The organism is Xanthobacter albus (genome assembly GCF_043194895.2).
GTDB lineage: Bacteria > Pseudomonadota > Alphaproteobacteria > Rhizobiales > Xanthobacteraceae > Xanthobacter.
Window position 1 is genome coordinate 4,397,990 of sequence record NZ_CM195532.1, and the last position, 21,878, is coordinate 4,419,867.

16 protein-coding genes and 1 pseudogene are annotated in these 21,878 nt (G+C 71.4%); 5 read left to right on the plus strand and 12 right to left on the minus strand.

All coding sequences use genetic code 11. From position 1 onward, the window contains the following. Positions 1–158: 158 nt before the first annotated feature. The 5 genes from V5F75_RS19560 to bioB are packed head-to-tail and all read right to left on the minus strand — an operon-like array spanning position 159 to position 5,248. On the minus strand, positions 159–1,151 hold the full coding sequence (locus tag V5F75_RS19560) for a beta-ketoacyl-ACP synthase III (RefSeq protein ID WP_394035188.1): 993 nt from the start codon (positions 1,149–1,151) through the stop codon (positions 159–161). After that, entirely contained in the window at positions 1,148–2,416 is a 1,269-nt protein-coding gene (locus tag V5F75_RS19565; protein WP_394035189.1) for an adenosylmethionine--8-amino-7-oxononanoate transaminase, read from the minus strand. Before V5F75_RS19565 ends, V5F75_RS19560 begins: the two co-directional genes overlap by 4 nt. Beyond that, positions 2,413–3,060, minus strand: coding sequence for a dethiobiotin synthase (gene bioD / locus V5F75_RS19570; RefSeq protein ID WP_394035190.1), 648 nt, complete (start codon positions 3,058–3,060; stop codon positions 2,413–2,415). The genes V5F75_RS19565 and bioD overlap by 4 nt, the downstream gene beginning before the upstream one ends. Next, on the minus strand, positions 3,057–4,211 hold the full coding sequence (locus V5F75_RS19575) for an 8-amino-7-oxononanoate synthase (protein WP_394035191.1): 1,155 nt from the start codon (positions 4,209–4,211) through the stop codon (positions 3,057–3,059). Before V5F75_RS19575 ends, bioD begins: the two co-directional genes overlap by 4 nt. Then, positions 4,208–5,248 (minus strand): biotin synthase BioB, encoded by a 1,041-nt coding sequence (bioB, locus tag V5F75_RS19580; RefSeq protein ID WP_394035231.1) that lies wholly within the window; start codon positions 5,246–5,248, stop codon positions 4,208–4,210. The genes V5F75_RS19575 and bioB overlap by 4 nt, the downstream gene beginning before the upstream one ends. 195 nt (positions 5,249–5,443) lie before the next feature. On the opposite strand from bioB, the gene V5F75_RS19585 reads away from it, so the two are divergent. Continuing rightward, a complete protein-coding gene (locus V5F75_RS19585; RefSeq protein WP_394035192.1) occupies positions 5,444–6,256 on the plus strand; it encodes a WYL domain-containing protein in 813 nt (270 codons plus the stop codon). 93 nt (positions 6,257–6,349) lie between these two features. Here the strand turns inward: V5F75_RS19585 and V5F75_RS19590 are convergent, their stop codons facing one another. Continuing rightward, positions 6,350–9,895, minus strand: a complete 3,546-nt coding sequence (locus V5F75_RS19590) for a YhdP family protein (protein ID WP_394035193.1) — start codon at positions 9,893–9,895, stop codon at positions 6,350–6,352. 246 nt (positions 9,896–10,141) lie between these two features. On the opposite strand from V5F75_RS19590, the pseudogene V5F75_RS19595 reads away from it, so the two are divergent. Continuing rightward, a pseudogene (locus V5F75_RS19595) lies at positions 10,142–10,594 on the plus strand (peroxiredoxin); the annotation flags it as partial. A gap of 246 nt (positions 10,595–10,840) precedes the next feature. On the opposite strand, the gene V5F75_RS19600 reads toward V5F75_RS19595, so the two are convergent. The 3 genes from V5F75_RS19600 to V5F75_RS19610 are packed head-to-tail and all read right to left on the minus strand — an operon-like array spanning position 10,841 to position 13,708. Further along, complete coding sequence (locus V5F75_RS19600) at positions 10,841–11,695, minus strand: heme ABC transporter ATP-binding protein (RefSeq protein ID WP_394035194.1); 855 nt, start codon at positions 11,693–11,695, stop codon at positions 10,841–10,843. Positions 11,696–11,699: 4 nt separating this feature from the next. Next, positions 11,700–12,785, minus strand: a complete 1,086-nt coding sequence (locus tag V5F75_RS19605; protein WP_394035195.1) for a FecCD family ABC transporter permease — start codon at positions 12,783–12,785, stop codon at positions 11,700–11,702. Beyond that, entirely contained in the window at positions 12,782–13,708 is a 927-nt protein-coding gene (locus V5F75_RS19610; RefSeq protein WP_394035196.1) for a heme/hemin ABC transporter substrate-binding protein, read from the minus strand. Before V5F75_RS19610 ends, V5F75_RS19605 begins: the two co-directional genes overlap by 4 nt. Positions 13,709–14,010: 302 nt before the next feature. Between V5F75_RS19610 and V5F75_RS19615 the strand changes: the two genes are divergently transcribed. From V5F75_RS19615 to V5F75_RS19625, 3 genes are all read left to right on the plus strand, one after another. Then, positions 14,011–16,197: a TonB-dependent hemoglobin/transferrin/lactoferrin family receptor gene (locus V5F75_RS19615; RefSeq protein WP_394035197.1), complete on the plus strand. Its 2,187-nt coding sequence runs from the start codon at positions 14,011–14,013 to the stop codon at positions 16,195–16,197. A 38-nt stretch (positions 16,198–16,235) separates the two neighbouring features. Next, on the plus strand, positions 16,236–16,571 hold the full coding sequence (gene hmuQ, locus V5F75_RS19620) for a heme-degrading protein HmuQ (protein ID WP_394035198.1): 336 nt from the start codon (positions 16,236–16,238) through the stop codon (positions 16,569–16,571). Positions 16,572–16,742: 171 nt separating this feature from the next. Further along, positions 16,743–18,239, plus strand: coding sequence for a carboxypeptidase M32 (locus V5F75_RS19625; RefSeq protein ID WP_394035199.1), 1,497 nt, complete (start codon positions 16,743–16,745; stop codon positions 18,237–18,239). Between the two features lie 664 nt (positions 18,240–18,903). Here V5F75_RS19625 and V5F75_RS19630 read toward each other — a convergent pair. Genes V5F75_RS19630 through ccmE form a run of 3 tightly spaced genes read right to left on the minus strand, consistent with a single transcriptional unit; the run spans position 18,904 to position 21,875 of the window. Continuing rightward, positions 18,904–19,386: a cytochrome c-type biogenesis protein gene (locus V5F75_RS19630; protein WP_394035200.1), complete on the minus strand. Its 483-nt coding sequence runs from the start codon at positions 19,384–19,386 to the stop codon at positions 18,904–18,906. 17 nt (positions 19,387–19,403) lie between these two features. Continuing rightward, positions 19,404–21,386, minus strand: coding sequence for a heme lyase CcmF/NrfE family subunit (locus V5F75_RS19635; RefSeq protein ID WP_394035201.1), 1,983 nt, complete (start codon positions 21,384–21,386; stop codon positions 19,404–19,406). A gap of 6 nt (positions 21,387–21,392) precedes the next feature. Continuing rightward, on the minus strand, positions 21,393–21,875 hold the full coding sequence (gene ccmE / locus V5F75_RS19640) for a cytochrome c maturation protein CcmE (protein ID WP_394035202.1): 483 nt from the start codon (positions 21,873–21,875) through the stop codon (positions 21,393–21,395). Positions 21,876–21,878 lie beyond the last annotated feature (3 nt).

The window sequence follows — 21,878 nt, forward strand, 5'->3', positions numbered from 1 at the left end:
ACACCCGGCCCCCGCCCGCGCCGTCCCACAGGAGCGCGCGGGGCATCGCGAAAGCTCGGCGCGGATGGGCGGCGCCAGAAAGCCCCGCCCCTTTTCCCGCGCGGGGTCGGTCCGCGAAAAGAAACGGCGCGCCCTGGGCTGCGGCGTCCGGCCCGGGCTCAGGGCACCGTATAGACCACCGCGCCGGCGGTGAGGCCGGCGCCCACCGCCGTCATCAGCACCCGCTCGCCGGAGACGAGGGGCCGGGCCTCGGCTGCGGCGGCGAGGGAGAAGGGGATGGTGGCGGCCGAGGAATTGCCGAACTCCGAGATGGTGGACACCACGCTCTCCGGCGGCAGCGCCAGCGCCTTGCGCACCGCCTCGAAGATGCGGATGTTCGCCTGGTGCGGCACGAAGCGGGTGATGTCGGCGGCGCTCACGCCCGCCTCCGCCATGGCGCGGCCGGCACAGCCGGTCATCATCTCCACCGCCCGCGTGAACACGGTGCGCCCGTCGGGCATGGACATCAGCAGGTCCTCGGCCGGCACATCGGGCCCGTAGGGCCTGCGGCTGCCGCCGGCGGGGATCTGGATGAGCCCGTAGAGCGCGCCGTCGCCGACGAGGTGGGCGCCCACGACACCCGTCTCCGCCCGCTCGGACGGCACCAGCAGCGCCGCGCCCGCGGCATCGGCGAACAGCACCGCGCTGGCGCGGTCGGCCGGGTTGATGCGGCGGCTCAGGATGTTCGCGGCCACCACCAGCACCGGCTTGCCATGGGCGCGCACGAAGCCGTCCGCCAGGGTGAGCGCATAGAGGAAGCCCGAGCAGGCGCCCGCGAGATCCACCCCGCCCGCATGGACGAGCCCGAGGCGGTGCGCCAGCAGCGGCGCCGAGGGCGGCAGCAGGTGATCCGGCGTGGAGGTGGCGAGCAGCAGCAGCCCCACCTCCCCGCGCATCACCCCCGCCGCCGCCAGCGCCTGCTCGGCCGCCGGGCGGGCGATGTCGGTCAGCGCCTCGCCGGGCGCCGCGTAGCGCCGGGCGCGGATGCCGGTGCGCCGCTCGATCCAGCCCTCGTCGAGGCCCAGCATCACCTCCAGCTCGGCATTCTCCACCCGCCGCTCGGGCGCGTGGCGGCCGAGGCCGGCGATGCGGCTGGCGGGCGCGCCCCTCACGCCAGCACCTCCGGCGCGGCGGCGATGGCGGCATAGACCTCGTCCAGCTCTTCCTCGCCGATGCAGTAGGGCGGCATCACATAGATGGTGTTGCCGAGCGGGCGCAGCAGCACGCCGCGCTCCAGGAAGAAGGCCATGAGCCGGGGCGCGACCTGGGCGAGGTAGCCGGCGTCGGCCACCTTCAGGTCGAGCGCGGCGATGGTGCCGCAGCGGCGCACGTTCTCGAAGCGCGGGTCCTCGCGGAAGGGCGCGAGCGCCGCGTTCTGCCGCACGGCCAGGGTGGCGACCCGGTTCGCCACCGGCTCGTTGCGCCATACCTCCACATTGGCGAGGCCCGCCGCGCAGGCGATGGGATTGGCCGTGTAGGAGGAGGAATGGAAGAAGGTGCGCGAGCGGTCCATGGAATAATGGGCCTCGAAGATGGGCTCGCGGCACATGGTGGCGGCGAGCGGCACGAGGCCGCCGGTGAGCCCCTTCGAAAGGCACATGATGTCCGGGCTGATGCCCGCCTGGGTGCAGGCGAACAGGGTGCCGGTGCGGCCCCATCCGGTCATCACCTCGTCGGCGATGAAGAGCACGCCGTGGGCCTCGCAGATGTCCTTCATGGCCGCGAGCACGTCCGGGCCGTACATGAGCATGCCGCCGGCGCCGAGCACCAGCGGCTCCACGATGAAGGCGGCGGGCCCCTCGGCGCAGGCGGCCGCGAGCGCCTTCAGCGTCTCCTCCTCCCGCCCGGCGTGGGGGAAGGGAATGCGCTTCACGTCGAACAGCAGCGGCGCATAGGCCGCGTTGAACACCCCGCGCTCGCCCACCGACATGGTGCCGATGGTATCCCCATGATAGCTGTGCTCCATCACCACGATGGTGGTGCGGTCGATGCCCAGGTTGCGCCAGTAGCCGAGCGCCATCTTCAGCGCCACCTCGACGCTGGTGGAGCCGCTGTCGGAATAGAACACCCGCGAGAGCCCCTCGGGCGCGAGCGCCACCAGCTCGCGGGCGAGCTCCTCGGCCGGGGCGTGGGTGAAGCCGGCGAAGATGATCTGGTCGAGGGTATCGGCCTGCGCCTTCACAGCCTCCACGATGGCGGGATGGCGATGGCCATGGGTGACCACCCACCAGGAGGAGATGGCATCGAGGATGCGCGCGCCCTCCGGCGTGAACAGGTGGGCCCCCTCGCTGCGCGCGATGGCCGTCATGACCGGATGGAGCGCGTGCTGGGTGAAGGGGTGCCAGATGGGCGAGCCGCAGGGGATGGCGCCGGTCATGCGTGGGTCCGTCCGTCGAGGAAATCCGCGCGCCGGAAGCCGGCGGCGAAGGCGGTGGCGAGCGCGCCCGCATCGAGCGGGGCGAGCGGCGGCAGGGTGCCGAGCACCCGCACCGCGCCGAGCCGCGCGATCATGCGCGCGTTCTCCGCGTGGGGCGGGCCGATGAGCACCACGCCCAGCACCGGCACGGAGCGGCGGCGCAGCGCCTCCAGCGAGAGCAGGGTGTGGTTGAGCGTGCCGAGGCCGGAGCGCGCGCACAGCACCACCGGCAGCCCCCAGCCCGCGAACACGTCGATGAAGAGGAGATCCTCGGTGAGCGGCACCATCAGGCCGCCCGCGCCCTCGATCACCACCGGGCGGGCGGGGTCGTCCGCGGGCGGCGCGAGGCGCGCGGGGTCGATGGCCACCCCGTCGAGCGCGGCGGCCAGGTGCGGAGAGGCCGGCGTATTCAGCCGGTAGGCCTCCGGCAGCACGTCGCCGGGGGCGAGGCCGCCGAGGCGCAAAGCGGCCTGCGAATCGGTCTCTTCCTCCAGGCCCGACTGCACCGGCTTCCAGTAGCGCGCCTTCAGGAAGCCGGCGAGGCCGGCGCTGAAGACGGTCTTGCCGATGCCGGTGTCGGTGCCGGTGACCACGAGACGCGTCATGCCGCGCGGCTCCCCATCTCTTCCGCGAGCGCGTCCACCAATGCGGTGACGGCCGCCTCGTCCACGTTCAGCGTCAGCGAGACGCGCAGCCGGGCGGTGCCCTCCGGCACCGTGGGCGGGCGCACGCCGCGCACATCGAAGCCGCGCGCCTGAAGCGCGGCGGCCAGCGCCATGGCGCGGCCGTTGTCGCCCACCACCACCGGCTGGATCTGCGAGCCGGACGCGGGCACGCCGATGCGCGCCAGCTCCCGCCCCGCATGGGCCACCAGGGCCGCGAGCCGCGCGCGCCGCTCGGGCTCGCGCTTCAGCAGGTCGAGCGCCTCCAGCGCCGCCACCGCCACCAGCGGCGAGGGCGCGGTGGCGAAGATGAAGGGCCGCGCCCGGTTCACCAGATAGTCGCGCAGCACCCGCGCGCCCGCGAGCAGCGCGCCGGAGCCGCCCAGCGCCTTGCCGCAGGTGTGCAGCACCAGCACGTTCTCGCGCCCCTCGAACGGCGCGGCGAGGCCGCGTCCGTCCACGCCATAGACGCCGGTGGCGTGGGCCTCGTCGATGAAGAGGAAGGACCCGGTCTCGTCGGCGAGCGCCATCAGCCCGGCGAGCGGGGCCTCGTCGCCGTCCATGCTGTAGAGGCTCTCCACCGCGATCCAGGCGCGCCCGGTGCCGCCTGCGGCGCGGAAGCGGCGGATCTCCTGCGCGAAAGCGTCCACATCGTTGTGGCGGGCGGTGACGGCGAGCGCCCGGCCCGCCCGCGCGCCCTCGTGGGCGCTGGCGTGCGCCAGCTCGTCCAGCACCAGCAGGTCGCCCTTCTGCGGCAGGGTGGTGAGGGTGGCGAAATTGGCCACGTAGCCGCCGCCGAAGAACAGCGCGCTCTCGGTGCGGAAGAAGCGCGCGGCGGCCTCCTCCAGGCGCTCGTGCTCCTCGGTATTGCCGCGCAGCAGGCGCGAGCCGCCGGCGCCCACGGGCGTGCCGGCGTCCAGCGCCCGGCGCACCGCATCCGTGAGCAGGCCCGAGGCGGCGAGGCCCAGGTAGTCGTTGGAGGCGAAGTCGCGTCCCGCGCGGGGCGCGAGGGCGCGCAGGCGGTCCTTGCGGTCCAGCCCGCGCAGGGTCGCGGCATAGCGCTCCAGCAGGCCGGAGGGTCCCGGCTCGCTCATTCCGCGGCGGCCGCCGCCATGGAGGCGCAGGGGGCTTCCATCTCCACGGTCTCCACCTCCACCTTCAGCTCCATGGGGTGGATGCCGAGGCGCTGGAACAGCACCGCGTCCTTGTCCTCCTCCGGATTGCCGGCGGTGAGCAGGGTCTCGCCCACGAAGATGGAATTGGCGCCCGCGAAGAAGCACATGGCCTGCATCTCGTCGCTCATCTCGGTGCGGCCGGCGGAAAGGCGCACATGGGAGGCGGGCATCATGATGCGGGCGAGCGCGATGGTGCGCACGAAGTCGATGGGGTCCACCTTCGGCGCGTTCTCCATGGGCGTGCCGGGGATGGCGATGAGCATGTTGATCGGCACGCTGTCCGGCGGCTCCGGCAGGTTGGCGAGGGTGACGAGCATGTCCACCCGGTCCTCCGCCTTCTCGCCGAGGCCGAGGATGCCGCCCGAGCACACCTTGATGCCCGCCTCGCGCACGTTGTCCAGCGTCTCCAGCCGGTCGGCGAAGGTGCGAGTGGTGATGACGCTGGCGTAGTGGGCTTCCGAGGTGTCGATGTTGTGGTTGTAATAGTCGAGGCCCGCGGCCTTCAGCCGGCCCGCCTGGTCGGGGTTGAGCATGCCCAGCGTCATGCAGGTTTCCATGCCGAGGGCCTTCACCCCCTCCACCATGGCGATGACGAAGCCCATGTCGCGCTCCTTCGGGCTGCGCCAGGCGGCGCCCATGCAATAGCGCGTGGCGCCGGCGTCGCGGGCCTTCTTCGCCTCCGCCAGCACCCGCTCCACCTCCATCAGCTTGGAGGCGGAAAGCTCGGACTCATGCCGGGCCGACTGGCTGCAATAGCCGCAATCCTCCGGGCAGCCGCCGGTCTTGATGGAGAGCAGGCGGCTGAGCTGCACCGCGTTGGGATCGAAGTGGGCGCGATGCACCGTCTGCGCCTGGAACAGGAGATCGTTGAACGGCGCGCCATAGAGGGCGAGCGCCTCCTCGCGGGTCCACTTGCGGCGCGGCGCCGCGCCCTGCGAAGCCACCTGGTCCTGCATCGTCACGGCGACCGACATGCTCACTCCCGAACGTTTCTCGTGCGCGCCCGGCGCCCCTGCGGGCGCCGGCGCGGAAAGGGGGGAACTTAGCCCCTCGCGCCCGCGCAGGGAATAGCCGCCGTTCCACCTCGGGTTCCCTCTTTGTCCGCGCGTCGGCATGGGTTACCAATGAAGGCGAGCTGGGATCTTTGCCGCATGAACGCCATCACCTCCCTCAAGTCGTTCTTCATCGGCCGCGTGGCCGGCCTGGGCGCGCCGCTCTACGCCGGCGCCGGAAAGATCGCGCTGCCCGCCGACGACCCGCATGACGAGATCGCCGGCCACGCGCCGGACCACGACCCCGCCGAGGGGCAGTCCTTCGCCATCGACTATGAGGACCACGCCGGCAACCTCAGCCATCGCCGCATCTCGGTGTGGGCGGTGCAGCGCAATGTCGAGGGGGTGCCCATCCTGCTCGCCAAGTGCCACGAGCGGCAGGCCGCCCGCGCCTTCCGGGTGGACCGCATCCGGGCCGTGACGGATTTCGACGGCACCGCGCGCGAGCCGCTCTCGCGCTTCTTCTTCGAGACCTTCGGCTTCACCTGGCCCAAGGACGCCATCATCCTGCCCGACACCGAGCCGGCCGATGCGCGCTGGGACCGCATCCGCACCATCGCCAACCGCTCCGGCGTGGTGCTGCTGGTGGCGCTCGCGCTCGCCGACGGCGACATGGGCGCGGCCGAGGCGGACGAGATCCGCTTCTACTGCGCGCGCGTCTGCGCGGCCTCGGGGCTCGACCTCACCGGCGCCGAGCGCGAGCGGCTCGCCGCCTACCTCGCCCGCCTGCGCCCCACGCCCGAGAGCGTGGACCGCGCCCTCGATACCCTGCTGGCGGGCGAGCGCGAGGCCACCGCCGCCCTGCTCAAGGCCGGCCTGCGCGTGATCGCCGCCGACGGCCGGCTGGAGGCGGCGGAAGCCGAGCTGCTCGACAGCTTCTGCGTGACGCTGACGGGCCAGAGCATCCTCTAGGCCGGCGCGCGGGTGTTCGGGTCCATCCGCCGAAGGCCCCGCAGCATTTTCAGGCGGAGCAGTTGCCCCGAGCCGATGCGAGCGGGAAACGCCCTAGCGGCTCGGCGGCGCGTCGTTGGAGTCGCGGAACTCGAAGATCTTGCGCAGGAAGCCCGGTGCCACGGCGGAAATGGGGTTCACCCGCAGGGTGGGGCCGCTCATGGGGCCCACCACCTCGAAGGTCACGCCCAACAGGCCCTCGTTCGGCCCGCCGCCCAGGAACATGCCCAGCACCGGCAGCTTCGAGAACATGTTGTTGAGCGCGTAGGCCGGCACGAAGGTGCCGCGCATGGACACCCTGTTGGCCGCGAAATCCAGCGTGCCGTCGAAGGTGACGCCCGCCGAGGTGCCCCAGATGGCGCCCTCCTTCAGGTTGATCTTGCCCGGCGTGCGCACGAAGCGGGTCTCGGCCTTCTCGAACGCCGCCGAGCCGTCCACGATGTTGCCGGAGGAATCGCGCACCGCGCTCGAAAGCTGGGTCAGCCCCGGCTCGCCCTTCACGAAGAAGTTGCGCAGGTGCATCACCCCTTCCTGGGGGGTGTCGTCGCTGCGCGGGGGGTCCACCACCATCCAGGCCTCGCCGCCCTGCATCTTGGGGTAGATGTCGAGGAAGCGCAGCAGCGCGCCGGCGTCGGTGGTGGCCATCTGCAGCGCCGGCCCGCTGCCGCGCCAGTCGCGGATCTCGTTCTTCCAGTCGCGGATCTTGCCGGCGAGGGAGCCGTCGCGGCCCACCTTGGCGGAGAGGTCGAGGTCGCTGATCACCACGCCGCGGCGGGAGAGGCGCAGGTCGAACTGGCGCATCACCTCGCCGTTGTTGCCGGTGAGGGCGCCCACCTTGGCGTCGAGGTCCACGTCCGGCAGCTTGGCCTGCTGCGGGCGCCGGGCCCCGGCGGCCGGGGCGCCGGGCGTGCTCATGAGGCTCTTCATGATGCCGCGCGCGTCCATCATGGCGCCGTTGAGGTGGATCTTGAGCACGTCGCCCGCCTTCTCCGCGCTCAGGGAGGCCTTGTCGCCGTCGGAGAGCTGGAACACGGGGAACTGGGCGGAGAGCAGGTCTCCGGAATCGGAAAGCTCCAGGCCGCCTTCGAGCCGCGTGCCCGATCCCTCCATGACGAGATCGTTGAGCCGCACCGAGCGGCCCTTGTCGTCCATGGTGAAGCGCGCCTTCAGCGGCTTGCCCGCCGGCTTGCTGAGGCCGGGGATGAGATCGGAGATGCGGGCGGAGGTCAGGTCCACCTCGATGGTGGCGCGGGTGTCCACATTGTTGGTGGTGCCCACGAACTGCACCGCCAGCGTGCCGGAGATGCCGGGCATGTCGAGCCCGAGCTTGGCGCGGGCGGCGTCGTCCAGATTGGCGCTGATGCGGATGTCCGCGTCAGCCACGTCCTTCTTCTTCTCATACTCGAAGGCGATGGGCGCCCCGCCGAGCTTGCCGTTGCCCCTGAGCACGATGCCGGCCGGCGAGGCGAACGCCTGCACCGTGGCCTCCTCCAGCCGCAGCGCCTTGAACACCTTGTCCACGCCGAAATCGGAGAGGGTGGCGTCCAGCGAATAGTCGAGATCTCCCGGCTCCGGCACCTTGCGGAAGGTGATCTTGAGCTGGAGCAGCGCGGAGAACTTGCCGCGGGTGGTGTTGGGGTTGAAGGCGGCTCCGGCGGGCCCCTTCAGGGGCTCCATGCCCAGCACCTCCACGGCGGCGTCGGCGGGCCCGGCGAAGCGCACCGAGATCTGGGTGGAGGGCTCGCGCGGGAAATAGTCCGGCATGAACATCACGCCGTCCGTCACCGCGATCCTGTGGTCCAGCGGCGTCACCATGGTGGCGGTGGGCATGTCGATGCGCACGGTGCGGCCGGTGACCACGATGGCGAGGCTGGCGTCCACCACCGGCGGCAGGCCCTTCACCGGACGCAGGGTGACGCCCTTGCCGTTGATGGTGAAGTGCACCGCGTCGTCCGGCAGTGGCACCTGTTTCTGCCCGATGAGGTCGAGGGGCATGTTCACCAGCAGGCTGATGTCGCTGGCGGTGCCACCCGAGACGTTCTCGATGGCGAACTGGCGCGCCGGCGGGGCGATGCTGACCGGCCAGAAGCGCTTGACGGTGGAGACCGGCATGGGCGAGCCGGCGCCCTGCATCCTCAGGATCGGCACCTCCGCCCCGAAATCGAAGGTGGCGGTGAAGCTGAAGCCGCCCACCTTGCTGCCGAGCAGGCCGCGCTCCACCTTGAGCTGGCGGCTGGCGGCGTCATAGGCGCCCTCCACCTGCACCCGGTCGATGACCAGCGGCGGCTCGTCCATCTCGGCGCCGGCGAGCACCACGTCCTTCTGGACGATGGTGAAGGGCCAGGGGTCGCGGGCGCGCTGGGGCACGTGGATCTCGCCCGTCAGCGCCACCTTGTTCTCATTCTTCTCCGCGGCGATGGGGTCCAGCACGATCACCCGCCGCGCCGGATCGAGCCGGGCGCCGATGCGCGCGCGGTCGATCACGAAGCGCTCGGTGGGCTCCTCGCCGTTGCCGATGGCGCCGGCGCCCAGTTCCAGCGCCATCTCCGCCGCCTTCACCGCGCCGTCGAGGCCAAGCCGGGCGGTGAGCTTCGCGTTGAGCGGCGTGTCCATGTAGAAGCGGCGGTGATCCTGGCTGAAGGCCTGCACCAGGTCATGGGTGGAAAGGTCGTTCACCACCACCTCGATGGCCCGCTCGTCGTCCCGCGCGGGGGCGATGCGCGCCACGGCGGTGGAGACGCCATCCGGCCCCTGGGAGGTGAAGGTCAGCTCCATGCCGCCCGCCGGCATCCGCGCGAGTCGCACCGAGATGTGCTGGAACACGATGCGGCGGCCGGAGCTCTCGTTCTCCACGATGAGCGTGCCGTCCTTCAGCCCCACATCCGCCAAGGCGTTGCCGTCAAAGCCGGCGGCGTCCATGTCCTTCAGCCATTGGGCGAGGAAGGCGAGGTGCAGGGGGTCGATCTCCCCCGCCGCGGCCTGCGGCGCGGGGCCCGCGCCCCCCTGGGCGGGAGAGGCCGGAGCCGGCGCGCCGGCCGGGCCGGGTGCCGGAGCGGGCGCGGCCTGCACCTGCTGCAGCTTGGCGGGCTTGGCCCCGCCGGCCGAGGCCACCGCCACCGCGAGCTGGCCGCTGGCGCCGATGTGGACCGTCATCTCCGCGCCGATGAGATCGATGCGCCGCGCCTTCGGCATGAGCGAAAGCAGCGAGCCCTCCAGCTCCACCTCGGCGCTGGGCGCGCTCGCCAGGAGCGCGCCGTCGGGCGCGAACACGCGGATGTCGTGCACCACCACGGCGGTGTTGCCGTCGCCCACCCGCTCCATGGTGGTGGAGCCGATGGACACCTTGCGGCCCTCACCGATTCGGTCTTCCAGCGCCCGCTCGATGTAGGGGGTGGCGACGTCGGCGGTGACGACGCCGGTGGCGATCAGGGCATAGAGGGTCAGCGCCGCGAGGCCGGCGATGGCGATGACGCCGAGCAGCACGCTCGCGAGCGCGCGCGCGATGCGCCCTTGCGGCACCAGGGCGCCCATGAGGCTGCGAATGCGCGCGTGCCGCGGTCTGCGCCGCTGCGAAGCGAGCGTCGGCCCGAAATCCTCCATGCCCGCGAGGTCCTCCCGCAACCGTCCACGTCATCCGAAGGCGGCGGGCGAGCCCGCCGCGCGACCAATTACACGCCCCGAGATTTCAGCCTAATGTCCATCTTCGGCGTAAAGATGAGGTGGATCGCCCCACGCACACCATACTGCCGGTCCGCCGGGGGGAGTTATCCTCGCCGAAGGCGGCGCACCTGCCGTATGGCGCCGAACACGTCGAAAGGAAGGCGGATGGCCAATTTTCCCGAAGCCGGCTCGAAAGCACCCCCGTTTCACCTCAAGCGGGACGGCGGCGGCGAGGTGAGCCTCGACGATTTCAAGGGGCGCAAGCTCGTCCTCTATTTCTATCCGAAGGCCAGCACCCCCGGCTGCACCAAGGAGGCGATCGCCTTCAACGGGCTGAAGGCCGCCTTCGCCGCCGCCGACACCGACATCCTCGGCGTCTCCGCCGATCCGGTGAAGGCGCAGGACAGCTTCAAGGCCAAGCACGACCTCGCCTTCCCCCTCGGCTCGGACGAGACCCACGGGATGCTGGAGGCCTATGGCGTGTGGGGCGAGAAGAGCATGTACGGGCGCACCTTCATGGGCATTACCCGCGCCACCGTGCTCATCGGCCGCGACGGCGCCATCGCCCACACATGGCCCAAGGTGAAGGTGGACGGCCACGCCGAGGAGGTCCTCAAGGCCGCCCAGGCGCTCGATTGAGCCCCAAGCCCGCCAAAGGCGGGCTCAGGTCGCAGGACCACCCGCCAGAGGCGGGCTCAGGTCGCAGGACCACCCGCCAGAGGCGGGCTCAGGTCGCAGGACCACCCGCCCGAGGCGGGCTCAGGCCGGAGGAGCGTCCGCCGGAGGCGGGCGCATGTCATGGGCGCACGCTGCCCGAGGTGGCACACCCGCGCGCCATGCCCACCCGAGGCGGAACTCGCCGCCAGGGGGGCGCGGCGGCCGGGCTCATCCCGCCGCGACATTCTGCGGCAGCACGAAGGGGCCGGGCGGGGCGACCCCCACCCGCACCCGCACCCCGAACGCCCGGTGGAGCACGTCCTCCGTCACCACCTCGGCCACGCTCCCCTCCGCCACCACGCCGCCGTGGGCCAGCACCACCAGCCGGTCCGCCACCATGGCCGCGAGGTTGAGATCGTGCAGCACCGCCAGCACGCCGCCGCCGGCATCGGCGTGGGCGCGGGCGAGGCGCAGCACGGTGAGCTGGTGGGCGAGGTCGAGGCTCGCCGTGGGCTCGTCGAGGAAGAGATAGGAGGGCCGGCCCTCCTCCCCGCATTCGAGCTGGGCCAGCACGCGGGCGAGCTGCACCCGCTGGCGCTCGCCGCCGGAGAGGCTGTCGTAGCGGCGGCCGGCGAAGCCGGGCAGGTCCACCTGCCGCAGCAGGCGGGCGATTCGCGCCTCGGCTTCCGAGCCGCCGGCCGGCACGCCCATCAGCCCCACCGAGATCACCTCCGCCACCGAGAAGGCGAACGCCACCTCCGCCGCCTGGGGCAGCACCGCCCGGCGCCGCGCCAGGGCCGCGGGCGGCAGGGCGGAAAGGTCCGCCCCATCCAGCAGCACCCGCCCGCCCGAGAGCCGGTGCTCGCCGGAAAGCGCCTTCAGCAGCGTGGACTTGCCGGCCCCGTTGGGGCCCACCAGCACCGTCACCTCGCCCGGCCGCAGGACGAGGCTCACGCCATCCAGCAGAACACGGCCGCCGGCCGCCACGCGCACACCCCTGGCCTCGTAAGCACTCTTGGCCTCGTAACCATTCTCGGCCTCGTAAGCACTCTTGGCTTCGTAAGCATTCTCGGCTTCGGACATGGCCTCACCCCACGAAGGCGCGGCGGCGCAGCAGCAGCCACAGGAAGAAGGGGGCGCCCACCAGCGCCGTGACCACGCCCAGCGGCAGCTCCGCCGGGGCCGCCAGCATGCGGGCGAGGATGTCCGCCGCCAGCAGCACCGCCGCGCCCAGCAGCGCCGAGGCCGGCAGCAGCACTCGGTGACCGGGCCCCAGCGCCAGCCGCGCCAGATGCGGCACCACCAGGCCGATGAAGCCCACCACGCCCGCCGCCGCCACCGAGGCGCCGACCCCCGCCGCGACCCCGATGATGGCGAGCCGCTTCAGCCGCTCCACCGCGATGCCCACATGGAACGCCTCCGCCTCGCCGAGCGCCAAGGCGTCGAGCCCGCGCGCCAGCAGCGGTGCCGCCAGCACCAGCGCGACGATGAAGGGCGCGGCGAGCCCCACCTTGATCCAGGTGGCGCCGCCGAGGCTCCCCATAGTCCAGAACAGGAACTCGCGGGTCTGCTGCTCGGAGGCCATGAACACCATGACGCCGGTGCCCGCGCTCGCGAGCGCGCCGAGGGCGAGGCCGGCGAACAGGAGCGTGGCCACCGAGGTGCGCCCGTCGCTGGTGGCGAGCCGGCCGATGACGAGGGTGGTGACGAGCCCGCCCAGGAAGGCCGCCAGCGGCAGGCCGAGCAATTGCACGGAGGACGGCAGCAGCGTCCCGAGCGCGCCGCCGAACACCACCCAGGCCACCGCCGCCAGCGCCGCGCCCGGCGCCACGCCCACGAGGCCGGGGTCGGCCAGCGCATTGCGGAACACGCCCTGCATCATGGCGCCGGCCACCGCCGTGCCGGCCCCCACCAGCGCGCCGAGCACCGCGCGCGGCAGGCGCACGTCCATCACCACGATACGCTCGCGCAGCAGGCCGGCGCCTGCGGGCGTGCCGGTGGCGGCCTCCCACAGCACGCCCAGCACCCGGCCCGGCGGAATGGAGAAGGGGCCGATGGCCAGCGCCCCGAGGAACGCCGCGAGCGCGAGCCCCGCGAGCAGGGCGAGGCCGGCCACGGCCGGGCGGCGCGCCGGCCGGGCGGCGGCGGAAAGCGGCACGGGCCCGGCGCTCATTCGTCGGGCTCCGCCGCCCAGGGCCGCGCCGGCAGCTCGGGCATGGCCGCGCCGTGGAGCGCCGCCGCCAGATCCCGCGCCGCCTGGGGCGCGCGCGGGCCGAAGCCGAGCAGGTAGGAGCCGGGCAGGCTCACGAACCGCTTGTCCCGCGCCGCCGGCGTGCCGGCGAAGGCGGGCAGCGAAAGCACGCTCTCGGCGTCGAGCACCTGCCCGCCGCCGCGCATCACCACCACCGCGTCGGGATCGGCGGCCATGGCGGCCTCGTCCACCGCCGGCTTGTAGCCCTTGATGGCGGACATGGCATTGGCGATGCCGGCGAGGCGGAACATGGCGTCGGCGCTGGTGTCGGCCCCGCCCACCACGGCGGTGCCGTTGCCGGTGGAGAGCACGAACACCGCGCGCGGATGCGCCTTGAGCGCCGTGACCGCCGCGCCCAGCGCCGCGAAATCCGCCCGCACCGCCGCCGCGAGGGCCTCGCCCTTCGCCGGCTCGCCCACCGCGGCGGCCACGGCCTCGATCTTGCGCGCCACGCCCTCGGCATCATGGGCGTCGGGAATGATGACGACCGGAACCGAGGCATTCTCCAATACATCGAGGGTGGAGCGCGGCCCCGCCCCCTCGATGGCGAGGATGACGCTCGGCCCCACCGAGAGCACGCCTTCCGGCGCCAGGGTGCGGGCATAGCCCACGTTGGGCAGGGCGCGGGCGGCGGCGGGATAGCGGCTGGTCTGGTCCACCGCGATCACTTTGTCGCCGAGGCCGAGCGCGAACAGGATCTCCGTCACCGAGCCGCCGATGGAGACGATGCGCGCGGTGTCCTTCACCTCCACGGAGCGGCCGCGCGCGTCCACCACCGCGCCCGCGACTGCGGGGCCCCAGGCGAAGGGAACGACAAGCAGGGCCAGCGCAAGCAACCGACCCACCACAACGGCCACGCCTGGACGAGAGCGCGCTTTTGAATGATTCAAATCTATTACTTTCGAGTCGATTCGAGCCGATCGACTCTCAAATTTCGATTTATTCAAAATTCAAAACCTCGGCTCTGAGTGACGAACATGTACCATTAAATCTTATTATTTCGCTCATTTGACAAGATACAGATGACTCAGCTTGACGACATTTAGGTATGGAGATAACCGATGCCCTGCAGGCGAGACGGTCCTGCAGCGCGCGAAGTTCTGCCCCCGCGAACGGTAGCCAGCCACGACATGACGCGGAGACGATCATGGTGCGTGGGCCATTGGACCCCCAGCTTTCCCACGGGCTTCGGCCTCTTCTTCTGTGCGGCGCGGCGGCGTGCGCGCTGCTGCTCGGCGGCGGCGCCGCCCTGGCCCAGAGCGCGGGCGCGGCGCAAAGCGCGGCCGCCGCCGGCAGCGACGAGATCGCCCTCGACACCCTCACCGTGGCAGCCACCCGCGGCATCGAGACCACGGCGGTGGATGCGCTGGCCGGCGTCAGCGTCATCACCTCGGACCAGCTCCAGCAGCTCATGCCCTCGACGACGCAGCAGGTGTTCTTCGGCACTCCCGGCACCACGGTGATCCAGAACGGCAACTCCACGCAGGCGTCCATCAACATTCGCGGCATGCAGGACTTCGGCCGCGTCGCCGTCATCCTCGACGGCGCGCGGCAGAACTTCACCCAGCTCGGCCATAACGACGGCGCCGGCTCCTTCTTCCTGGAGCCCGCCCTCTTGAGCACGGTGGACGTGGTGCGCGGCCCGGTGGCCAACATCTACGGCTCGGGCGCCATCGGCGGCGTGGTGAGCTTCCGCACCAAGGACGTGAACGACATCCTGAAGGCCGGCCAGCAGTGGGGGGTTGAGACCTCCGGCGAGTTCGGCTCCAACGGCCCCATGGGCTTCGGCTCGGCGTTCGCCGCCACCCGCCTCGGCCCGAACGCCGACCTGTTCTTCGGCGGCACCCTGCGCGCCCAGTCCGAATATACGGACGGCGACGGCAACGTGGTGCAGGGCACCGGCTACGACACCTGGACCGGCATCGCCAAGCTCACCGTGCGCCCGGCCGAGTTCCACGAGGTGAAGCTCACCGCCCTCAACCTCGACACCACCTACACCACCGGCAACAGCTATCCGCCCACCGGCACCACCCAGTACGGCACGGATACCTCCAACCGCACGGTGGCCGCCACCTACAACTACTCGAACCCGGACAACAACTGGTTCGACTGGCGCTCCAGCGCCTACTGGAACCAGGTGAACCAGGACCAGACCAAGGTGGAAGGCACCTGCTCCACCTCCACCGGCTGCATCGGCGACCCGCGCAGCTTCACCATCGACACCCTGGGCTTCGACGTGAACAACACGTCGCGCTTCAACCTCGCCTCGGTGAAGAACGCCATCACCGTCGGCGGCGACTACTTCCACGACAACGTCAACAACGAAGACAATTTCGGCTTTGGCGCCGGCTACAACCCCTCGGGCGAGCGTTCCGTGGGCGGCGCCTTCGTGCAGTGGCAGGCCGACTGGACCAAGTGGCTGCAGACCATCGCCGCCGTGCGCTACGATTCCTACGAGCTGTCCAGCGACACCACCCCCGGCACCAGCGGCGACCGCTTCTCGCCCAAGATCACGGTGGGCATCTCGCCGTTCGAGTGGATCACCTTCTACGGCACCTACGCGGAAGGCTACCGCGCCCCGGCCGTGACCGAAGCCCTGGTGAACGGCGAGCACCCCACGGTGAGCCCCTATTTCAACTTCGGCTTCCTGCCCAACCCGGACCTGAAGGCCGAGGTGGGCAAGAACAAGGAAATCGGCGTCAACCTCAAGTTCAACGACATCTTCACCAAGGGCGACAAGTTCCGCGCCAAGGCGAACCTCTACCGCAACGACGTCTCGGACTATATCGAGATCGACTACATGACCCGCGCCGTGCCTGAATGCGCACGGGCCGGCTGGATGCTCTGCTACCAGTACCAGAACGTCGCCGAGGCCCAGCTCCAGGGCTTCGAGTTCGAGAGCATGTATGATGCCGGCGTGTGGTTCGTGGGCTTCAACGCCACCGTCTCCTCCGGCGACAACCAGACCACCAACGAGCCGCTGGTCTCGGTGATGCCGAACAACGTGGCCACCACGCTGGGCACCCGCCTGTTCGACAACAAGCTCCTGGCCTCGGTGCGCTGGCAGTGGGTGGCGGCGAAGACCGAGGAAGACCTGCCGCCCGGCAGCGCCGTCGAGCCCACTCCCAGCTTCAACCTCGTGAACGCCTATCTCGCCTACCAGGCGACCGAGTGGGTGACCGCCCAGTTCGCCCTGGAGAACCTGCTCAATGAGCAATACACTATTTACCAGCAGTTCGTGCCCAGCGCCGGCATCACCTTCAAGGCCGGGCTGAAGGTCACCCTCGGCGGTGATGTGATCGCTGCCGCCACCCCCGCGCGGATCGTCAAGTAGCCGGGCGGCCGCGCCCCCTTTCATATGGAGTGATACGCATGTTCATTGCCACCAACCGCTTCAAGGTGAAGCACGGTTCGGAAGCCGCCTTCGAGACCGTCTGGCGCGAGCGCGACACCTACATCTCCGCCGTGCCCGGCTTCGTCGCCTTCGACCTCTGCCGGGGTCCGGAGAAGGAGGATTATACCCTCTACATCTCCCACACCGTGTGGGCCGCCAAGGCCGATTTCGAGGCCTGGACCAAGTCCGAGGCCTTCCGCCTCGCCCACCGCAAGGCCGGCGAGAGCGCCAACACGGTGAACTACATCGGCGGGCCCGAGTTCGAGGGCTTCGAATCCGTGCTCTCCCTCACCCCCGGCGAGAAGGCCGCCTGATTTTTCGATCCTTGATTCCCGTCATTGCCTCCACCCGGCCCGGACCTCCGGCGCCGGGCTTTTTTCGCTCCGCGCGCGCTTCCGTGGTGCCCAGCGGCGCACTACCCTGGCGCTGACGCCCTCCCCGGCCCGTTCCCCTTCGCGGCCGGCCGCCCTTCGGAAACGTGAGACATGAGCGCCTATACCGAGCTTTCCGCCCATTTCGGCCGCGCCTCCGCCTTGTCCAATGCCATCGGCATCCTGCAATGGGACAGCGACGTGATGATGCCGGCGGGCGCCGTCGGCACCCGCGCCGAGAGCCTCGCGCTGCTGCGCGTGCTCCAGCACGGCCTCGTCACCGACCCCAGGGTGGGCGAGTGGCTGGCCGGGGCGGAGGCGGACAACGGCCTCGGCGAATGGGAGCGCGCCAATTTGCGCGAGATCCAGCGGCTGTGGACGATGGAGACCGCCTTGCCCGCCGACCTCGTGGAAGCCTCCTCCAAGGCGGTCTCCGCCTGCGAGATGGCGTGGCGCAAGGCCCGCGCGGAGGCGGACTTCGCGAGCCTCCTGCCCCGTCTCGAAGAGGTGCTGCGGCTCCAGCGCGAGATCGGCGCCGCCAAGGGCGAGAAGCTCGGCCTCTCGCCCTATGACGCCCTGCTGAACGATTACGAGCCCGGCGGGCGCTCCGCGCGCATCGATGCGCTGTTCGACGATCTCGCCGCCTTCCTGCCCGGCTTCACCGCGCGCGTGCTGGAAATCCAGGCCCGCCGCCCGAAGACGCCACTGCCGCAGGGCCCCTTCCCCGTGGAGGCCCAGCGCGCCCTGGGGCTGGAGATGATGAAGGTGGTGGGCTTCGATTTCGAGCGCGGGCGGCTCGATGTCTCCACCCACCCCTTCTGCGGCGGCGCCGACAACGACGTGCGCATCACCACCCGCTACGACGGCGACGATTTCTCGAGCGCCCTCATGGGCGTGCTGCACGAGACCGGGCACGCGCTCTACGAGCAGGGGCGCCCGGCCGCCTTCATGACCCAGCCGGTGGGGCAGGCCCGCGCCATGAGCGTGCACGAGAGCCAGTCGCTGCTGATGGAGATGCAGGCCTGCCGCAGCCGCGAGTTCCTCGCCTTCGCCGCGCCCCGCATGCGCGCCGCCTTCGGCGGCTCCGGCCCCTCCTGGGAGGCGGACGCCCTGTGGCGGCACTACACCACCGTGAAGCCCGGCTTCATCCGCGTGGATGCCGACGAGGTCACCTACCCCGCCCACGTGATCCTGCGCTACCGGCTGGAGAAGGCGCTGATCGCCGGCGACATGGCCCTGAAGGACCTGCCCGGCGCGTGGGCCGAGGGCATGAAGGCACTGCTCGGCGTGGTGCCGCCGGACGACCGGCTCGGCTGCCTGCAGGACATCCACTGGCCGAGCGGCGGCTGGGGCTATTTCCCCACCTATACGCTCGGCGCCATGACCGCCGCCCAGCTTTTCGACGCCGCCTGCCGGGCGGACGCGGACATCCTGCCCGGCATCGCGCGGGGGGATTTCGCGCCGCTGCTCTCCTGGCTGCGGGCCAGTGTGCACGCCCAGGGCTCGCTGCTGGAAACGGACGCGCTCCTCACCCACGCCACCGGCCGCCCCCTCGACGCCGCCGTGTTCAAGGCCCACCTGGAGCGCCGCTACGGCGGCGGGCAGGAGTGATGCCGAAGGTCCGAGGGCTTGCCCCCGGGGCCTTCGGCCAAGCCTGCGCGATGTTCTGGCGAGACTCGCCTGGCTGCGGTCGAAGACCAGAGCCGAAGGCATAGAGCGAACGGCGCGCGGGCACGGAAGGGGCGTGGCTCGCGCGGTGCCCAGGCGAGACCCGGTCGCACGCGGGCCCGTCGGCGATCGACCGAATGTGGCGGGTGCGAGCGAGGCGATGAGGCTCTGCTGACGGCGGACCACGAAATCGCCCGCTACCGTGCGCGAACCACCCTGCTCATACGCAGGCCATCGGCAGGTGGCGGAAGGCGGCGGGCACAAGCGAGGCGATGGCGCTACCGACCTTGCGCGGGAAGCAGCCCGCGCGATGCTCGCGGGAGGCCTGATCGGGCGCGCCCATCGACACGCCGGTGGCGCAAGCGACGCGGCAGACCCGCGAACCTGCGACCATCAGGCAGCGTGGCGGCACCGGGGCGAGCCTCGGCCGCGCCGGGGGCGATCGGCAGATGGCGGGCCGCCCCGCGCCCTTCTCACGGCAAGCCTGGCGGCAAGGCGAGGACGCGCGCGGCTCACGGCAGTGGCGGGCCGTGGGAGCTGTGCGGCCGAGTGGCGCCACGCCTCGGCGGCCCCGGAAAAAATCCAGCGGCGCGGCGCGCCCGGCGGCTCAGCCGGCGGCGGGCGGCGGCGCGTCGGAGAGCAGGCGCTTCAGCCGCGCCTCTTCTTCCGGTGTCAGGTGGGCCTCGCGGGGCGTGGCGGCGGCGCGCCGGCGGCGCAGCGCCACCACCGAGGCCAGCACGCCCAGGCCCAGCACCACCGCCGGGGTCGCCCACAGCAGCGCGTTGCGCCAGGAGAAGCGCGGGCGCAGCAGCACGAACTCGCCATAGCGCGCCACCATGAAGTCGAGCACCTGCCCGTCGCTGTCGCCCGCCTTCAGGCGCTCGCGCACGATGAGGCGCAGGTCTTTCGCGAGCGGCGCGTCGGAATCGTCGATGGACTGGTTCTGGCAGACCATGCAGCGCAGCTCGGCGGAGAGCACGCGGGCCCGGCTCTCCAGGTTGGGATCGCTCAGCACCTCGTCCGGCTGCACGGCGCGGGCCGGCGCCGCCAGCAGCAGCACGGCGAGAAAAGCGAGGGCGAGGCGCTTCATGGCTGTCATCCCCATCCTCATTCCGCCGGCACCGCCGCCGCGCGGCGACGCGAGAGCTTGGGCACGCCGATGCGCAGCCGCCGGTCGAGCAGCGAGAGCGTGCCGCCCAGCGCCATCACCACCGCGCCGAGCCAAATCAGCGTCACGTTCGGCTTGAAGGTGGCGCGCATGGAGATGTGCCCGTCCTGCGTCTCCTCGCCCATGCTCACATAGAGCTGGCTGAAGCCGAAGGTGCGGATGCCGGCCTCGGTGGTGCCCATCTGGCGCGAGGCGAAGATGCGCCGGGAGGCCTCGATGGTGCCCTCAGGTGCGCCGTCGTGGCGGATGGAGAACACCGCCGTGCGGGCGCGGTAATTGGGCCCGGTGCGGTTTTCCATCCGCTCCAGGGTGAGCGCGCGGGCGCCGATGACCACCTGGTCGCCCACCTTCATGGCGGAGATCTTCTCCTGGCTCCAGGAGGCCTCGCACACGATGCCCAGCAGGCAGACGCCGACGCCGAAATGGGCGACGGCGGTGCCATAGGCCGAGCGCGGCACCCCGGCGAGGCGCGCCAGCGCCACCTTCGCCCGCACCCGGCCGAGGCCGGCGCGCTCGGCGATGTCGGTGAGCGCGCCGAGCATGATGAACACCGCGAGCCCCACCGCCAGCGGCGCCAGCACCGGGCCGCCGGTGACCGCCGCCGCCGTCACCACCACCGCCACCACCGCGAGGCCGGCGGCCAGCATCAGCCGCTGGGCGACGCCCAGCAGGTCACCGCGCTTCCACGCCAGCAGCGGGCCGAACGGGACGGCGAAGACGAGCGGCAGCATGAGGCCGCCGAAGGCGAGGTTGAAATAGGGCGGGCCCACGGTGATCTTGGCGCCGGTGAGCGCCTCGAGCCCGAGCGGATAGAGCGTGCCCACCAGCACCGCCGCCGTGGCCGCGGTGAGGAACAGGTTGTTGAGCACCAGCGCCCCCTCGCGCGAGACGGGGGCGAACAGCCCGCCCTGCTTCAGCTCCGAGGCGCGGAACGCGAACAGGGCGAACCCGCCGGCGATGAAGAAGGTGAGGATGCCGAGGATGAACACGCCGCGCGCGGGGTCGGTCGCGAAGGCGTGCACGGAGGTGAGCACCCCCGAGCGCACCAGGAAGGTGCCCACCAGCGAGAGCGAGAAGGCGAGGATGGCGAGCAGGATGGTCCACACCTTCAGCGCGTCGCGCTTCTCCATCACCACCGCCGAGTGCAGCAGCGCGGTGGCCGCGAGCCACGGCATGAGGGAGGCGTTCTCCACCGGATCCCAGAACCACCAGCCGCCCCAGCCCAGCTCGTAATAGGCCCAGTAGGAGCCCATGGCGATGCCGAGGGTGAGGAACACCCAGGCCGCCAGCGTCCACGGCCGCACCCAGCGCGCCCAGGCGGCGTCGATCCGCCCCTCGATCAGCGCCGCGATGGCGAAGGCGAACGACACCGAGAGCCCGACATAGCCGAGGTAGAGCAGCGGCGGATGGATGGCGAGGCCGGGATCCTGGAGGATGGGATTGAGATCGCGCCCCTCCGCCGGCGCCGGAACGAGCCGCAGGAAGGGATTGGAGGTGAAGAGGATGAAGGAGAGGAAGGCGAGCGCGATCAGCCCCTGCACCGCGAGCACGTGGGCCTTCAGCCGATCCGGCAGGTTGCCGCCGAAGGCCGCCACCAGCGCGCCGAACAGGGCCAGCACGAACACCCACAGGAGCATGGAGCCCTCGTGGTTCCCCCAGGTGGAGGTGATCTTGTAGATCAGCGGCATCTGGGAGTGGGAGTTCTCCACCACGTTCACCACCGTGAAGTCGGAGGTGAGGTAGAGCTGGACCAGCGCCGCGAAGGCGAAGGTGACGAAGCCCATGAGCCCGAAGGCGATGGGCGCGGCGGTGCCCATGAGCACCGCGTCCCCCTTGGCCGCGCCCCAGGCCGGCAGCACCACCTGGAGGATGGCGAGGGCGAAGGCCAGCGCCAGCGCGTATTGGCCGAGTTCGGCGATCACGGTGCGTCAGCTCCCGGTGTTGGCGGCGGCGGGACGGGCGGGCACGGGCGCGCCGTTCTCGCCCTCCTTCCACACGCCCTGTTTCTTCAGGGCGTCGGCCACCTCGCGCGGCATGTATTTCTCGTCGTGCTTGGCGAGCACGCTGTCGGCGCGGAAGGTGCCGTCGGGCTGCAGCGCGCCCTCGGCCACCACGCCCTGCCCCTCGCGGAAGAGGTCCGGCAGGATGCCGGAATAGGCCACCTTCACGGTGGCGTTGCCATCGGTGACGGCGAAGGTGGTGAGGGTGCCGGCCTTGGCGACCGAGCCCGTCTCCACCAGCCCGCCGAGGCGCAGGCGCGCGCCCGGCGCCACCTGCTGCTGCGCCACCTCGGTGGGGGTGCGGAAGAACACGATGGTGTCGTTCAGCGCCGACAGGATCAGCCCGGCGGCGAGCGCCAGCACGCCCAGTCCGGCGGCGATGAGCACGAGGCGGCGGCCCTTGCGGGTCATTGT

Excerpts from the sequence above, each read along its gene's own strand:
- V5F75_RS19590 (WP_394035193.1), bottom strand. The coding sequence starts at position 9,895 with ATGGAGGATTTCGGGCCGACGCTCGCTTCGCAGCGGCGCAGACCGCGG.
- hmuQ (WP_394035198.1), top strand. The coding sequence starts at position 16,236 with ATGTTCATTGCCACCAACCGCTTCAAGGTGAAGCACGGTTCGGAAGCC.
- bioD (WP_394035190.1), bottom strand. The coding sequence starts at position 3,060 with ATGACGCGTCTCGTGGTCACCGGCACCGACACCGGCATCGGCAAGACC.
- V5F75_RS19630 (WP_394035200.1), bottom strand. The coding sequence starts at position 19,386 with ATGAAGCGCCTCGCCCTCGCTTTTCTCGCCGTGCTGCTGCTGGCGGCG.
- V5F75_RS19600 (WP_394035194.1), bottom strand. The coding sequence starts at position 11,695 with ATGTCCGAAGCCGAGAATGCTTACGAAGCCAAGAGTGCTTACGAGGCC.
- V5F75_RS19575 (WP_394035191.1), bottom strand. The coding sequence starts at position 4,211 with ATGAGCGAGCCGGGACCCTCCGGCCTGCTGGAGCGCTATGCCGCGACC.
- V5F75_RS19605 (WP_394035195.1), bottom strand. The coding sequence starts at position 12,785 with ATGAGCGCCGGGCCCGTGCCGCTTTCCGCCGCCGCCCGGCCGGCGCGC.
- ccmE (WP_394035202.1), bottom strand. The coding sequence starts at position 21,875 with ATGACCCGCAAGGGCCGCCGCCTCGTGCTCATCGCCGCCGGACTGGGC.
- V5F75_RS19625 (WP_394035199.1), top strand. The coding sequence starts at position 16,743 with ATGAGCGCCTATACCGAGCTTTCCGCCCATTTCGGCCGCGCCTCCGCC.
- V5F75_RS19615 (WP_394035197.1), top strand. The coding sequence starts at position 14,011 with ATGGTGCGTGGGCCATTGGACCCCCAGCTTTCCCACGGGCTTCGGCCT.
- V5F75_RS19585 (WP_394035192.1), top strand. The coding sequence starts at position 5,444 with ATGAACGCCATCACCTCCCTCAAGTCGTTCTTCATCGGCCGCGTGGCC.
- bioB (WP_394035231.1), bottom strand. The coding sequence starts at position 5,248 with ATGCAGGACCAGGTGGCTTCGCAGGGCGCGGCGCCGCGCCGCAAGTGG.
- V5F75_RS19565 (WP_394035189.1), bottom strand. The coding sequence starts at position 2,416 with ATGACCGGCGCCATCCCCTGCGGCTCGCCCATCTGGCACCCCTTCACC.